The 14,537-nt window shown below is 58.1% G+C and carries 8 protein-coding genes; 1 reads left to right on the top strand and 7 read right to left on the bottom strand.

The genetic code is table 11. From position 1 onward, the window contains the following. Window positions 1-115: 115 nt before the first annotated feature. Genes fusA through rpsL form a run of 3 tightly spaced genes read right to left on the bottom strand, consistent with a single transcriptional unit; the run spans window position 116 to window position 3,109 of the window. Entirely contained in the window at window positions 116-2,233 is a 2,118-nt protein-coding gene (gene fusA, locus GOW09_RS17560; protein ID WP_152459172.1) for an elongation factor G, read from the bottom strand. An 18-nt stretch (window positions 2,234-2,251) separates the two neighbouring features. Then, the gene (gene rpsG, locus GOW09_RS17565) at window positions 2,252-2,722 is read right to left on the bottom strand and encodes a 30S ribosomal protein S7 (RefSeq protein WP_010441203.1); all 471 of its coding nucleotides are present in this window, start codon (window positions 2,720-2,722) and stop codon (window positions 2,252-2,254) included. Between the two features lie 15 nt (window positions 2,723-2,737). Further along, window positions 2,738-3,109 carry a 30S ribosomal protein S12 gene (gene rpsL, locus GOW09_RS17570; protein ID WP_005621086.1) on the bottom strand — a complete coding sequence of 124 codons (372 nt, stop codon included), beginning with the start codon at window positions 3,107-3,109 and terminating at the stop codon, window positions 2,738-2,740. A 390-nt stretch (window positions 3,110-3,499) separates the two neighbouring features. On the opposite strand from rpsL, the gene GOW09_RS17575 reads away from it, so the two are divergent. Further along, window positions 3,500-4,306 carry a putative rhamnosyl transferase gene (locus tag GOW09_RS17575; protein ID WP_171119837.1) on the top strand — a complete coding sequence of 269 codons (807 nt, stop codon included), beginning with the start codon at window positions 3,500-3,502 and terminating at the stop codon, window positions 4,304-4,306. Here the strand turns inward: GOW09_RS17575 and GOW09_RS17580 are convergent. From GOW09_RS17580 to rpoB, 4 genes are all read right to left on the bottom strand, one after another. Continuing rightward, on the bottom strand, window positions 4,291-5,160 hold the full coding sequence (locus GOW09_RS17580) for a DMT family transporter (protein ID WP_171119838.1): 870 nt from the start codon (window positions 5,158-5,160) through the stop codon (window positions 4,291-4,293). The two genes, GOW09_RS17575 and GOW09_RS17580, sit on opposite strands and share 16 nt — an antisense overlap. Window positions 5,161-5,249: 89 nt before the next feature. Continuing rightward, window positions 5,250-5,699 carry a hypothetical protein gene (locus GOW09_RS17585; RefSeq protein ID WP_171119839.1) on the bottom strand — a complete coding sequence of 150 codons (450 nt, stop codon included), beginning with the start codon at window positions 5,697-5,699 and terminating at the stop codon, window positions 5,250-5,252. 219 nt (window positions 5,700-5,918) lie between these two features. After that, on the bottom strand, window positions 5,919-10,160 hold the full coding sequence (gene rpoC / locus GOW09_RS17590; RefSeq protein ID WP_171119840.1) for a DNA-directed RNA polymerase subunit beta': 4,242 nt from the start codon (window positions 10,158-10,160) through the stop codon (window positions 5,919-5,921). Between the two features lie 50 nt (window positions 10,161-10,210). Further along, window positions 10,211-14,347: a DNA-directed RNA polymerase subunit beta gene (rpoB, locus tag GOW09_RS17595; protein ID WP_171119841.1), complete on the bottom strand. Its 4,137-nt coding sequence runs from the start codon at window positions 14,345-14,347 to the stop codon at window positions 10,211-10,213. Window positions 14,348-14,537: the final 190 nt, after the last annotated feature.

The raw sequence follows: 14,537 nt of genomic DNA on the forward strand, positions 1-14,537 counted from the left end.
CAATCGTGCCGATGTTGACGTGCGGTTTTGTACGCTCAAACTTTTCCTTTGCCATGATGGCCTCCTTTTTCGGTAATGAAGGGAGCGTGATACCCACGCTCCCTCAAATCTTCGCTTATGCGTATTTCGCCTGGATCTCGTCCGAGATGTTCTGCGGAACCGGATCGTAGTGGTCGAACTGCATGGTGAACTGGGCACGGCCCGACGACATCGAACGCAGAGTGTTGATGTAGCCGAACATGTTCGCCAGCGGAACGAACGCGTCGATCGCGATTGCGTTGCCGCGCGGTTCCTGACCAGACACCTGGCCACGACGCGAGGTCAGGTCGCCGATGATACCGCCGGTGTATTCTTCCGGGGTGATCACTTCGACCTTCATGATCGGTTCCAGCAGTTTCGCGCCGGCTTTGCGCATGCCTTCACGCATGCACATACGGGCAGCGATTTCGAACGCCAGAACGCTCGAGTCAACGTCGTGGAACTTACCGTCCAGCAGGGCAACCTTGAAGTCGATCACGGGGAAGCCAGCCAGAGGGCCGCTGTCCATGACAGACTGGATGCCTTTTTCGACACCCGGGATGTATTCCTTCGGAACAGCACCACCAACGATGCGGCTTTCGAACGAATAACCTTCGCCCGGCTCGGTCGGAGTGATCTCAAGCTTGACCTCGGCGAACTGACCCGAACCACCAGACTGTTTCTTGTGGGTGTAGGTGTGCTCGACCGGCATCGAGATGGTTTCACGATAGGCCACCTGCGGCGCACCGATATTGGCCTCGACCTTGAACTCGCGCTTGAGGCGGTCAACCAGGATGTCCAGGTGAAGTTCGCCCATGCCCTTCATGATGGTCTGACCCGATTCCAGATCGGTTTCCACACGGAAGGACGGGTCTTCGGCCGCCAGACGCGCCAGACCCTGAGACATTTTCTCCTGGTCGCCCTTGGTTTTGGGCTCGACCGCGATCTCGATCACCGGATCGGGGAAGGTCATGGTTTCCAGAACCACCGGATCCTTCGCGTCACACAGGGTGTCACCGGTGGTGGTGTCTTTCAGACCCGCCAGCGCGATAATGTCGCCTGCAAACGCTTCTTCGATCTCTTCCCGGTTGTTCGAGTGCATCATCATCATACGACCGATGCGCTCTTTCTTGCCTTTGGTCGAGTTCAGGATCGAGTCACCCTTGTTCAGCACGCCCGAATAAATCCGGGTGAAGGTCAGCGAACCGACGAAGGGGTCGTTCATGATTTTGAACGCCAGACCCGAGAACGCCATGTTGTCGTCAGCACGACGGGCGATGTCCCGAACTTCGTCCTCGTCTCCGGGTTTGAAGCCCATGTAATCGACAACGTCCAGCGGGCTGGGCAGATAGTCGATCACAGCGTTGAGCAGCGGCTGAACGCCTTTGTTCTTGAACGCAGAACCACCCAGTACCGGAACGAACGCGATTTCCAGTGTGCCCTTGCGCAGCAGTTTACGCAGGGTCGGAACGTCGGGCTCATTGCCTTCCAGGTATTCCATCATCGCGTCGTCGTCCATTTCGACGGCCGCTTCGATCATCTTGCCGCGCCATTCTTCCGCCATGTCTTTCAGGCTGTCGCGGATCGGAGCTTTGATCCAGCTTGCGCCCAGGTCTTCACCCTGCCACAACCATTCTTCCATGGTGACCAGGTCGATCAGACCTTCCAGCTCGGATTCGGCGCCGATCGGGATACCAACCGGAACAGCACGTGCGCCGGTGCGGTCTTCGATCATGCGAACGCAGTTGAAGAAATCTGCGCCGATCTTGTCCATCTTGTTGACGAAAACCATACGCGGAACCTTGTAGCGGTCAGCCTGACGCCACACGGTTTCGGTCTGGGGCTCAACACCGGCGTTTGCGTCCAGAACGCAGACGGCACCGTCGAGAACCGCCAGCGAGCGTTCAACTTCGATGGTGAAGTCAACGTGGCCGGGGGTGTCGATGATGTTCAGGCGGTGCTTGGGGGTATCGGCGGTTTTACCGTCCTCGGTGCGTTCCCAGAACGTGGTGGTCGCAGCCGAAGTGATGGTGATGCCGCGTTCCTGCTCCTGCTCCATCCAGTCCATGGTGGCGGCACCATCGTGCACCTCACCGATGTTGTGGGATTTGCCAGTATAATACAGGATGCGTTCCGAGCAGGTCGTCTTGCCTGCATCGATGTGCGCCATGATACCGAAGTTACGGTATAGTTCGAGCGGATATTCGCGTGCCATTTGGATAAGCCTCTAGAATTACCAGCGGTAATGGCTGAAGGCTTTGTTCGCCTCGGCCATCTTGTGGGTGTCTTCGCGCTTCTTAACGGCAGTACCGCGGGACTGTACGGCGTCCAGCAGTTCGCCGGCGAGGCGTTCTTCCATGGTGTTTTCGTTGCGGCCGCGCGCAGCGGTGATCAGCCAGCGGATGGCCAGTGCTTCGCGGCGCTCGGGGCGCACTTCGACCGGAACCTGGTAGGTTGCACCACCAACCCGGCGCGAGCGAACCTCGACCGAAGGTTTGATGTTGTCGAGCGCTTCGTGGAACACTTCGACAGGAGCGCGCTTTACCTTGTTCTCAACGCGGTCAAATGCGTTGTAGACGATGCGCTCTGCGACCGACTTCTTGCCGTCGATCATCAGGTTGTTCATGAATTTGGTCAGTACCTTGTCGCCAAATTTGGCGTCAGGCAGGACTTCGCGTTTTTCGGCGGCGTGACGACGTGACATATCAGCCTCTCCTTCTTACTTGGGACGCTTCGCGCCGTATTTCGAACGACGTTGCTTACGGTCTTTGACGCCCTGAGTATCCAGAACACCGCGCAGGATGTGGTAACGCACACCGGGAAGGTCTTTCACACGGCCGCCACGGATCAGAACAACCGAGTGTTCCTGCAGGTTGTGGCTTTCACCGGGGATGTACGAGATGACCTCGAACCCGTTGGTCAGGCGCACCTTGGCAACCTTACGCATCGCCGAGTTCGGCTTTTTAGGCGTTGTGGTATAGACACGTGTGCAGACACCGCGCTTTTGCGGGCACTGCTCCAGGTGCATGGACTTCGAGCGTTTGACTTTGGGCTGCCGCGGCTTGCGGATCAGCTGTTGAATAGTTGGCATTCCGGTTCTTTCCCCGTTTTGCAACACACATGACATGCACGCGCGTTGCGTGCGGCTAAATTCGCTGCACTTATGCGTCCACAAGCGCAAAACCCACGAGCGTTCCCATTCCGAGGTGAACGTCGCGGTTGGTTCTCAGAGGGCGCGAACTGCAAAATTGTCCGGGCCTTGACCAGTTCATTACTGGAATCGGCTACGGGGCGGCCCCCGGTACCGAGATGACGCGCGTATAGGGGGAGTCGTTCCAAGTGTCAACAGCCCTATCCCGGCGCCCCGGCGCGCGCGTTGAATGCAGCCTGTCGGATTGCCATTCCTGCGCGCCGCTGTCCCGGTTGCGGCTGAACCGCGGCAAGGGCATAGTCGGGTCGAATATCTGCTGATGGATTACAGATGCAAGTGATTGGCCTTTGCCGGTTTTCCTATCCCGCAATTGGCGGCTTTCAGACAACGCACGAGAGTGTCGAAGAAAGACGGCAATTCCTGTACCAGCACGACAGGTTGGAAGAACGGTTTCGCCTGTTCGAGACGGTCGCCCTGCCCGGTTTCAAAAAACAGTCCGACAAAGATTTCCAGTTGGTGATCGTGGTCGGCGACTGCCTGCCCAAGCCGGCATTTGACCGCCTCAACGATCTGACCGGTGGGCTGAAACAGGTGCGCATTGTCGCGAAACCTCCGGGGCGGCACAGAAAAGTCATGCAGGATGTCCTGAATTCGGCGCGGAACGATCCTGATCAACCCTGCCTTCAGTTTCGCCACGACGATGATGATGCAGTGGCCGTGGATTTTGTCGAGCGGTTTCGGGGCTGTGTCAGGGAATGTGTCGGCTTGTTCGAAAGGCACGCGATGGTCGCCGTTGACTTCAACTGCGGTTATCTGGCCCGCGCCAATTCCGAGGGGATACGGGCTACGCGCGTGCATCGCCCGTTGATCACTGCCGGTCTGGGAATGTACGTGCGGGGCGGGCAGCGGAAATCGATCATGAATTTTGCCCATAACAGGATCAACCGCGCGATGCCCGTTGTGACCCGACCCGATAGTCCGATGTGGGTACGGGGATTGAACCGGTTCAATGACTCACCGCGAACCAGAAACATGGATGTAGCGCTCAACCCTCTTACCCGGCAGCAGGAGCTCGAGTTTCAAACCCGTTTCGCCATTGATCCGGACGTGGTCAGACGGCGTCACGCCAAGCCCTGACGCGCACGTGCCCGGAACAAGGTGAACAGACCGGCACCCACGATCAGGACAGCACCCAGCATCGTCAGGCTGTCAGGCCATTCGTCAAACACGACCCAACCCAACCCGAGCGCCCAGATCAGGCTGGAATATCTGAACGGTGCAACGAATCCGACATCTCCCTGACGCATGACCATGACGCTGAACAAATAGCCAAGCAGCACAAACACGGCCGCCGCCGCGACCAGAGAACCCGCCGTTGCCGAAACCGCAACCCATCCTTCGAAAACCGAGGCTATTGCCGCAGCCCCCGCTATGGAAACCGAGGTGGCAAGGGTAACCAGCATTGACGGCACGTCGGCTGACATGCGTCGCGTGATGAGGTCCCGAACTGTAATCGAAACCACTGCAACCAGCGCATAGATGGAATACACGCTGAACCCCCCTGGGCCGGGTCTTACGATCAGCAGCATTCCGACGAAACCCACGGCGATTGCCAAAGCGCGTCGCCAACCAACCTGTTCGGAAAAAACCAGAGCAGCACCCAATGTTACCGTAAGAGGCAATGCCTGAAGAATGGCCGTAACATTGGCAAGCGGCATGTTCTTCAGCGCCGTCAGGAAAAAGAATGTCGCCGCAAGCTCTGCAAGGCAGCGCAGTGCAACCAGCCACTTGTCATGGCGCGAAAAATTCAGATGCAACGTGCCCAGTGACCGGGCAAGCACATAGATCAGAAATACCGCCAGAAACCCGCGCATGGCCACCAACTGAAACAATGGCAGATCCTGCAAGGCAACCTTCACCAGCGTATCGTTCAGGGTAAAGGCAGCCATGCTGCCCATCATCAGCAAAGCGCCTTTGGTGTTTGGAGTCATGCTGCTTCGGGCTCCGGGGCTATTGATCGCCCCGCATTGGCCGCCGAGACGGGCTGGATGTCAACAACGCACAAGGGGTGCAGAGATCATCAACCGAATGGAAGGATGGTCCCGAACAGATTCAGGCTGGAAGGCTCTGTCGTGTCTTTTACAAACTCCACCCAGTCTTCCCCGTATACAAGTTCGAAAAACACAGGATATTTCCACACGAAATTATGAAAGGAAAAGGTCGTCACCAACGCACCAACCGTGAGCGCCCCAGCGAACTCTCGCAGTTTACCTTTCAAAAACAGCATAACCATGATGCAGGCCCCGCCTGCGAGGCCGAGGCTTACGAAATCCTGCGTTCCTACCTTGCCGGGCACCGGAATGCCAACCGATTGGTATTGAATCAGGCGGGACAGGAAGACCGCAAAAACACCCAGTAAAAAAGCCCCCAGAAACGCAGCGGGATACCCCAGACGTTGCCAGATACTCTCGGTTCGAGGCATAGGCGACTTGTGTGTGTTTTCTGCCGAACGCTTTTTGATCCGCGCCACTCGGTCCTCGAAAGAGTTGCTTTTGGTGTCCATTGTTCAGCTCAAAATAATCCGAAAACACAGAACATCGCTAAACCACCGATTGCAGAACCACAAGCCTGATGAAATCGCGTCAAAGGCTGTGCTCTGTCACGACGGTTCACAATTGCGTATCAGGAGAGGCGACAAAAAAAGGCCCCACGAAATCGCAGGGCCTTTTTTGGTTCTGAATGACGCGGTTTATTCGCGGCTTTCCGGTGTTTCGACCAGAACGTCCAGCTCATCCCCGACCATATCGTCATCCATGATCGGCGCGGCCAGGGCGGCGGCGGCCTCGGCCTCTTCCCGGCGGGCTTCGATCACCACGTTGTCACGCGACTGCGCGATGTGGCGGACAGCCTGCGTTGCACCACCGGTACCGGCGGGGATCAGGCGACCAACGATGACGTTCTCTTTCAGGCCAACCAGCTTGTCTTTCTTGCCCTGAACCGAAGCTTCGGTCAGCACGCGTGTGGTTTCCTGGAAAGACGCCGCCGAGATGAACGAGCGCGTCTGCAACGAGGCCTTGGTGATCCCCAGCAGGATCGGCTCACCCTGAGCAGGGCGACCACCGCGGGCGATGGTCTTCTCGTTGGCCGCGTCGAACTCCTGCTTGTCGACATGTTCGCCCTTCAGCAGGGTGGTGTCGCCCGAATCCAGGATCTCCCACTTCTGCAGCATCTGGCGCACGATGACCTCGATGTGCTTGTCGTTGATCTTCACGCCCTGCAGACGATACACGTCCTGCACCTCGTCGATCATGTAATCCGCCAGCGCTTCGACACCCATGATGGACAGGATGTCATGCGGCGCAGGGTTACCGTCCATCAGGTATTCACCCTTCTGGATGAAGTCCCCTTCGGCGACCGGGATGTGCTTGCCCTTGGGTACCATGTACTCGATGGTCTCCATGGACTCGTCAGCCGGTTCGATGCTGATGCGGCGCTTGTTCTTGTAGTCGCGGCCAAAGCGCACATAACCATCGGCCTCGGCGATGATCGCGTGATCCTTGGGACGGCGCGCTTCGAACAGTTCGGCCACACGCGGCAGACCACCGGTGATGTCCTTGGTCTTGGCACCTTCGCGCGGGATACGCGCGACGACGTCACCGGCTTCGACCTTCTGGCCGTCTTCGACCGACAGGATCGCATCGACCGACATCGGATAGTGAACCGGGTTACCCGCATCGTTGCGGACCGGCTCGCCATCTTCGCCAACCAGAATGATCTCGGGCTTGAGGTCGCTGCCTTTGGGGGCGGCGCGCCAGTCGATCACGATCTTCTGCGTCATACCGGTTGCTTCGTCGGTCTCGTCGCGGACAGCGAGGCCCGAAACCAGATCGACATATTTCGCAGTACCGGCTTTCTCGGCGATGATCGGCAAGGTGTACGGGTCCCACTCGAACAGCTTGTCGCCACGGGCCACCTTGGTGCCGTCCTTGACGAACAGCTTGGAGCCGTAGCCCAGCTTGTGGCTGGCACGCTCTTCGCCGTGTTCGTCCTTGATCACCAGCTTCATGTTCCGGCCCATGACCAGGCTTTCGCCGGCTGCGTTGACCAGAATCTGCGGGTTCTCGAAGGAAACGATACCTTCCTGGCTGGCTTCCTGGAACGACTGCTGACCACCTTGCGCAACACCACCGATGTGGAAGGTCCGCATGGTCAGCTGTGTACCCGGTTCACCGATCGACTGAGCCGCGATGATGCCGACAGCTTCACCTGTGTTCACCATCGTACCGCGTGCAAGGTCACGACCATAGCAGGTCGCACAGACGCCTTCCTCGGACTCACAGGTCAGAGGCGAGCGGATGCGCATCGACTGAACGCCGGCTTCGTCGATGGTGTCGGCCATACGTTCGTCGATCAGCTGACCGGCTGCGACGATCACCTCATCGGTGCCCGGACGCAGAACATCGTCAGCGGCTACACGGCCCAACACGCGCTCGGCCAGCGAGGCGACAACCTCACCGTCGTTCACGGCTGCTTCGGCTGTGATCGCACGCTCGGTGCCGCAGTCGATCTCACGAACGATACAGTCTTGCGCCACGTCCACCAGACGACGGGTCAGGTAACCCGAGTTCGCCGTCTTCAGAGCGGTATCCGAAAGACCCTTACGGGCACCGTGGGTCGAGTTGAAGTACTCGAGAACGGTCAGACCTTCTTTGAAGTTCGAGATGATCGGCGTCTCGATGATGTCACCGTTCGGTTTGGCCATCAGGCCACGCATACCGCCCAGCTGTTTCATCTGAGTGACCGAGCCACGCGCACCCGAGTGGGCCATCATGTAGACCGAGTTCGGCTCCATGTCCGACCCGTCTTCGGCCTTGGCAACGTCCGAGATCGTGCTCATCATTGCCTCGGTCACGCGGTCGTTACACTTCGACCAAGCATCGACAACCTTGTTGTACTTTTCGCCCTGAGTGATCAGGCCGTCCATGTACTGCTGTTCAAAGTCTTTCACCTGGCTGCGGGTGTCATCGACGATGCTCCACTTGTCCTTCGGAATGACCATGTCATCCTTGCCGAACGAGATGCCCGCCTTGAACGCTTCCTTGAAGCCCATCGACATGATCTGGTCACAGAAGATCACCGACTCTTTCTGACCGCAGTAACGGTAGACGGTGTCGATCACCTGCTGCACTTCTTTCTTCCGCAGCAGGCGGTTGACCAAATCGAACGGTGCCTTGTTGTTCATCGGCAGCAACGCACCCAGACGCAGACGGCCCGGGGTGGTTTCATATCGCTTCTGAACTTCGTTGCCTTCCTCGTCGATCTGCGTGATCCGGGCCGTGATTTTCGAGTGCAGATGCACCTCGCCCGCATCCAGCGCGTGCTGAACTTCTTCGATCGACCCAAAGACCTTGCCTTCGCCCGGCATGCCTTCGCGTTCCAGGGTCACATAGTACAGACCCAGGATCATATCCTGCGACGGAACGATGATCGGTGCGCCGTTTGCAGGCGACAGAACGTTGTTCGTCGACATCATCAGAACACGCGCTTCCAGCTGGGCCTCAAGGCTCAGCGGGACGTGAACGGCCATCTGGTCACCGTCGAAGTCGGCGTTAAAGGCCGAACAGACCAGCGGGTGCAGCTGGATGGCTTTACCTTCGATCAGAACGGGCTCGAACGCCTGAATGCCAAGACGGTGCAACGTCGGCGCACGGTTCAGCATGACAGGGTGTTCGCGGATCACCTCGTCGAGGATATCCCACACTTCGGGACGCTCTTTCTCGACCAGTTTCTTCGCCTGTTTCACGGTCGAAGAAAGACCCTTGGCTTCAAGGCGCGAGTAGATGAACGGCTTGAACAGTTCCAGCGCCATCTTCTTGGGCAGACCACACTGGTGCAGCTTGAGTTCCGGACCGGTCACAATGACCGAACGGCCCGAGAAGTCGACGCGCTTACCCAAAAGGTTCTGACGGAAGCGGCCCTGCTTACCCTTCAGCATGTCCGACAGCGATTTCAGCGGACGCTTGTTGGCGCCAGTGATCACGCGGCCACGACGGCCGTTGTCGAACAGAGCGTCAACGGATTCCTGCAGCATCCGCTTTTCGTTGCGGACGATGATGTCAGGTGCGCGCAGCTCGATCAGACGCTTCAGACGGTTATTCCGGTTGATGACGCGGCGATACAGATCGTTCAGATCAGACGTCGCGAAACGGCCACCATCCAGCGGAACCAGCGGACGCAGTTCCGGCGGAATAACCGGGATCACGGTCATCACCATCCATTCGGGCCGGTTGCCCGACTCGAGGAAGGATTCAACAACCTTCAGACGCTTGATGATCTTCTTGGGCTTCAGCTCGCCGGTTGCTTCGGCCAGATCAGCGCGCAGCTGCTCGGCTTCGGCTTCCAAATCGATCTGAGCCAGCATTTCACGGATAGCTTCCGCACCGATGTTCGCCGTGAACGCGTCCATGCCATAGGCATCCTGCGCGTCCATGTACTCTTCTTCGGTCAGCATCTGGCCATAAGACAGGTCGGTCAGACCGGGCTCGATGACGACATAGTTTTCAAAGTACAGAACACGTTCCAGATCGCGCAGCGTCATGTCCAGCATCAGACCGATGCGGGACGGCAGCGATTTCAGGAACCAGATGTGCGCAACGGGTGCTGCCAGTTCGATGTGGCCCATTCGCTCGCGGCGGACTTTCTGCAGGGTGACTTCCACACCGCATTTCTCGCAGACAACGCCGCGATACTTCATCCGCTTATATTTGCCGCACAGACATTCGTAATCTTTGATCGGGCCAAAGATACGCGCGCAGAACAGACCGTCACGCTCGGGCTTGAACGTCCGATAGTTGATGGTTTCGGGTTTCTTGATCTCGCCATAGGACCAAGACAGAATCCGCTCTGGTGACGCCAGGGAGACTTTGATCTCGTCAAAGACTTTCGGCGGCGTCAGCGGGTTGAACGGGTTATTGGTGATTTCCTGGTTCATTTGTTACCTCAAATCTTGCGGAAGGGGGGACGGGAGAAAGGGCAGCGCCCTTACTCCTCAACCTCCGCATCCAGGAGTTCCATATTCAGGCCGAGGCCACGGACTTCTTTCACCAGAACGTTGAACGATTCCGGTACGCCCGCTTCAAAGTTATCCTCGCCCTTGACGATCGACTCATAGACCTTGGTCCGGCCGGCGACGTCATCCGATTTCACGGTGAGCATCTCCTGCAGAGTGTAGGCGGCGCCGTAAGCTTCCAGAGCCCAGACTTCCATCTCACCAAAGCGCTGACCACCGAACTGCGCCTTACCACCCAGCGGCTGCTGGGTCACCAGGCTGTACGGCCCGGTCGAACGCGCGTGGATTTTGTCGTCCACAAGGTGGTGCAGTTTCAGCAGGTACTTGATGCCCACGGTCACCGGACGCGCGAATTGCTCACCGGTACGACCGTCGAACAGGATCGACTGACCGCTTTCCGAGAAGCCCGCGCGCACCAGCGCGTCGTTGACGTCAGCCTCTTTGGCGCCGTCAAAGACCGGGGTAGCAATCGGAACACCGCGGGTGACGTTGCTGGCCGCTTCGATCAGCTGGTCCTCGTCCATGCCGCTGATGCCCTCTTCATAGACATCCTCGCCATAGGCGTGTTTCATCGCGTCACGTACCGGCGTCAGGTCGCCCGAACGGCGGTATTCCTGCAGCGCCTCATCGATGTTCAGACCCAGACCGCGTGCGGCCCACCCCATGTGGGTTTCAAGGATCTGACCGACGTTCATACGCGACGGCACACCCAGCGGGTTCAGACAGAAGTCAACCGGCGTACCATCGGCCAGGAACGGCATGTCTTCCATCGGAACAACCTTGGAGATCACACCTTTGTTCCCGTGGCGACCAGCCATCTTGTCGCCCGGCTGCAACTTGCGCTTCACGGCGATGAAGACTTTGACCATCTTCATCACACCCGGCGGCAGATCGTCGCCACGACGGACTTTCTCGACCTTGTCCTCGAAACGGGCGTCCAGAGCACGCTTTTGCACTTCGTACTGCTCGTTCAGAGCTTCGACGATCTGTGCATCCTGCTCGTCTTCCAGCGCCAGCTGCCACCACTGACCACGGGTCAGGGTTTCCAGCAGCTCCTCGGTGATCACCGACCCTGCCTTGACGCCTTTCGGGCCTTTCACCGCAGTTTTACCCAGGATCAGACCTTGCAGACGCGCATAGATGTTGCGGTCCAGGATCGCCAGCTCATCGTCCCGGTCACGGGCCAGACGTTCGACTTCCTCACGCTCGATCTGCAACGCACGTTCGTCTTTTTCGACGCCGTGACGGTTGAAGACGCGGACTTCCACGACCGTACCGTAATCGCCCGGCTTCACGCGCAGCGAGGTGTCGCGCACGTCAGATGCTTTTTCACCGAAGATGGCGCGCAGCAGCTTTTCTTCCGGGGTCATCGGGCTTTCGCCCTTCGGAGTGATCTTGCCGACCAGAATATCGCCCGGCTCAACATCCGCGCCGATGTAAACGATGCCCGCCTCGTCGAGGTTGCGCAGCGCTTCTTCACCAACGTTCGGGATGTCGCGGGTGATCTCTTCCGGGCCCAGCTTGGTGTCACGGGCGGCGACTTCGAATTCCTCGATATGGACCGAGGTAAAGACGTCATCACGCGCGATACGTTCGCTGATCAGGATCGAGTCTTCGTAGTTGTAACCGTTCCACGGCATGAACGCGACGACCACGTTCTTACCCAAAGCCAGTTCGCCCATATCGGTCGACGGACCATCGGCAATGACCTCGCCCTTCTGGACGGTGTCACCCACCTTGATCAGCGGACGCTGGTTGATGCAGGTGTTCTGGTTCGAACGCTGGAACTTGCGCAGACGATAGATGTCAACGCCAGCGTCGCCCAGTTCCAAATCCTCGGTGGCGCGGATAACGATACGCTGGGCATCGACCTGGTCGATGATACCGGCGCGTTTCGCCTGAATCGCAGCACCCGAGTCAATCGCAACCTTTTCCTCGATACCGGTACCGACCAGCGGCGCCTCGGCCCGCAGCAGCGGAACCGCCTGACGTTGCATGTTCGAGCCCATCAGAGCGCGGTTAGCGTCGTCATTTTCAAGGAACGGGATCAGCGATGCAGCGACCGAGACCAGCTGTTTCGGCGACACGTCGATCAGGTCCACATTCTCGCGCGGGGCAAGCGTGTAGTCACCGGCCTGACGTGTCGAAACCAGATCATTGATGAACTTGCCATCGGCATCCAAGGTCGCGTTCGCCTGCGCCACGGTGTGACGCATCTCCTCGGTCGCGGACATGTAGTGAACCTCATCGGTCACCTCGGCGTCTTTGACGACGCGGTACGGTGTTTCGATGAAGCCATACTTGTTCACGCGGGCAAAGGTGGCCAGCGAGTTGATCAGACCGATGTTCGGACCTTCCGGCGTTTCAATCGGACACATCCGGCCATAGTGGGTCGGGTGTACGTCACGCACCTCAAAGCCCGCACGCTCACGTGTCAGACCACCGGGGCCAAGCGCCGAGAGACGGCGTTTGTGAGTGACTTCCGACAGCGGGTTGGTCTGGTCCATGAACTGCGACAGCTGCGACGAGCCGAAGAATTCGCGGACAGCAGCCGCAGCAGGTTTCGCGTTGATCAGGTCCTGAGGCATGACGGTGTCGATTTCAACCGACGACATACGCTCTTTGATCGCGCGCTCCATGCGCAGCAGACCGACGCGGTACTGGTTTTCCATCAGTTCGCCAACCGAACGCACGCGACGGTTGCCGAGGTGGTCGATGTCGTCCACGTCGCCTTTGCCGTCACGCAGTTCAACAAGCGCCTTGATGCAGGCCACGATGTCTTCGCGGCGCAGGGTACGCAGGGTGTCCGGCGCATCCAGAGCCAAGCGCATGTTCATCTTCACGCGGCCAACGGCGGACAGGTCATAACGCTCGCTGTCGAAGAACAGGGTGTCGAACAGCGCCGACGCAGCCTCGACGGTGGGCGGCTCGCCCGGACGCATGACGCGGTAGATGTCCATCAGCGCGGTTTCGCGGCTCATGTTCTTGTCCTGAGCCATGGTATTGCGCATGTACGGACCAACATTGACGTTGTCGATGTCCAGAACCGGGATGTCGGTGATACCCGCATCGATCAGCTCTTTCACGGTGCCGCCAATCAGGTCGCCGTCTTTGTCATATTCCAGGGTCAGCTCATCACCGGCTTCGACATAGATCGCGCCGTTTTCTTCGTTGATGATGTCCTTTGCGACAAATTTGCCGACGATGTGATCAAAAGGAACCAGCAGATCGGTGACGGTTCCTTCGTCGATCAGCTTCTTGACCGCGCGCGGGGTAACTTTCTTGCCCGCTTCGGCAATCACTTCACCGGACTTGGCGTCAACCAGATCATAGGTCGGGCGGGTGCCGCGCACGCGCTCGGGGAAGAACGGTGTGACCCAACCCTTGTTCTTGTCCAGCTTGTAGGACACGGTGTTGTAATACGCGTCCATGATCGCTTCCTGATCCAGACCCAATGCATAAAGCAGGGTTGTCACCGGCAGTTTGCGGCGACGGTCGATCCGGGCGAACACGATGTCCTTGGCGTCAAACTCGAAGTCCAGCCAGCTGCCGCGATACGGGATGATGCGGCAGGCAAACAGCAGCTTGCCCGAGGAATGAGTCTTGCCCTTGTCGTGGTCGAAGAACACGCCGGGCGAACGGTGCATCTGGGATACGATCACACGCTCGGTCCCGTTCACGACAAATGTGCCGTTCGGCGTCATCAAAGGCATATCGCCCATGAAGACATCCTGTTCCTTGATGTCCTTTACCGATTTTGCGCCGGTGTCCTCATCGACATCAAAAACGATCAAACGCAGCGTTACCTTCAGCGGCGCGCTGTAGGTCATGTCGCGTTGCATACATTCTTCAACGTCGTATTTGGGTTTTTCCAGATCGTATTTCACGAATTCCAGAACGGAGGTTTCGTTGAAATCCTTGATCGGGAAAACCGACTGGAACACGCCCTTGATGCCTTCGCCGTCAGTGGGCTGCTCTGCATCGCCGGAGCGCAGGAAAAGATCATAAGAAGATTTCTGGACCTCAATAAGGTTCGGCATCTCCAGCACTTCGCGGATTTTGCCGTAATATTTACGAAGACGTTTCTGGCCAAGGAACGTTTGAGCCATGTCAGATGTCACCTTTCGATGTTCTCAGCGGGCAAAGACACCGTCGGGCCCCGGCATCTTGCACAATCGAGACAACACGTCCGGATCAATTCATGGCCACCGTCCCGAAGGCGGCCTCCCGATCCGAAAACCGTGTCTTAGAAAACGCCTCGCGTCTTGAGGCCCTTTCTAAGACAGGTTCGGCTGGACC

The sequence above is a fragment of the Ruegeria sp. HKCCA5463 genome, from assembly GCF_013034175.1.
Taxonomy (GTDB): Bacteria; Pseudomonadota; Alphaproteobacteria; order Rhodobacterales; family Rhodobacteraceae; genus Ruegeria.

Bases quoted from the DNA above. Each gene is read 5' to 3' on its own strand.
- fusA (WP_152459172.1), bottom strand. From the start codon at position 2,233: ATGGCACGCGAATATCCGCTCGAACTATACCGTAACTTCGGTATCATG.
- rpsG (WP_010441203.1), bottom strand. From the start codon at position 2,722: ATGTCACGTCGTCACGCCGCCGAAAAACGCGAAGTCCTGCCTGACGCC.
- rpsL (WP_005621086.1), bottom strand. From the start codon at position 3,109: ATGCCAACTATTCAACAGCTGATCCGCAAGCCGCGGCAGCCCAAAGTC.
- GOW09_RS17575 (WP_171119837.1), top strand. From the start codon at position 3,500: ATGCAAGTGATTGGCCTTTGCCGGTTTTCCTATCCCGCAATTGGCGGC.
- GOW09_RS17580 (WP_171119838.1), bottom strand. From the start codon at position 5,160: ATGACTCCAAACACCAAAGGCGCTTTGCTGATGATGGGCAGCATGGCT.
- rpoC (WP_171119840.1), bottom strand. From the start codon at position 10,160: ATGAACCAGGAAATCACCAATAACCCGTTCAACCCGCTGACGCCGCCG.
- rpoB (WP_171119841.1), bottom strand. From the start codon at position 14,347: ATGGCTCAAACGTTCCTTGGCCAGAAACGTCTTCGTAAATATTACGGC.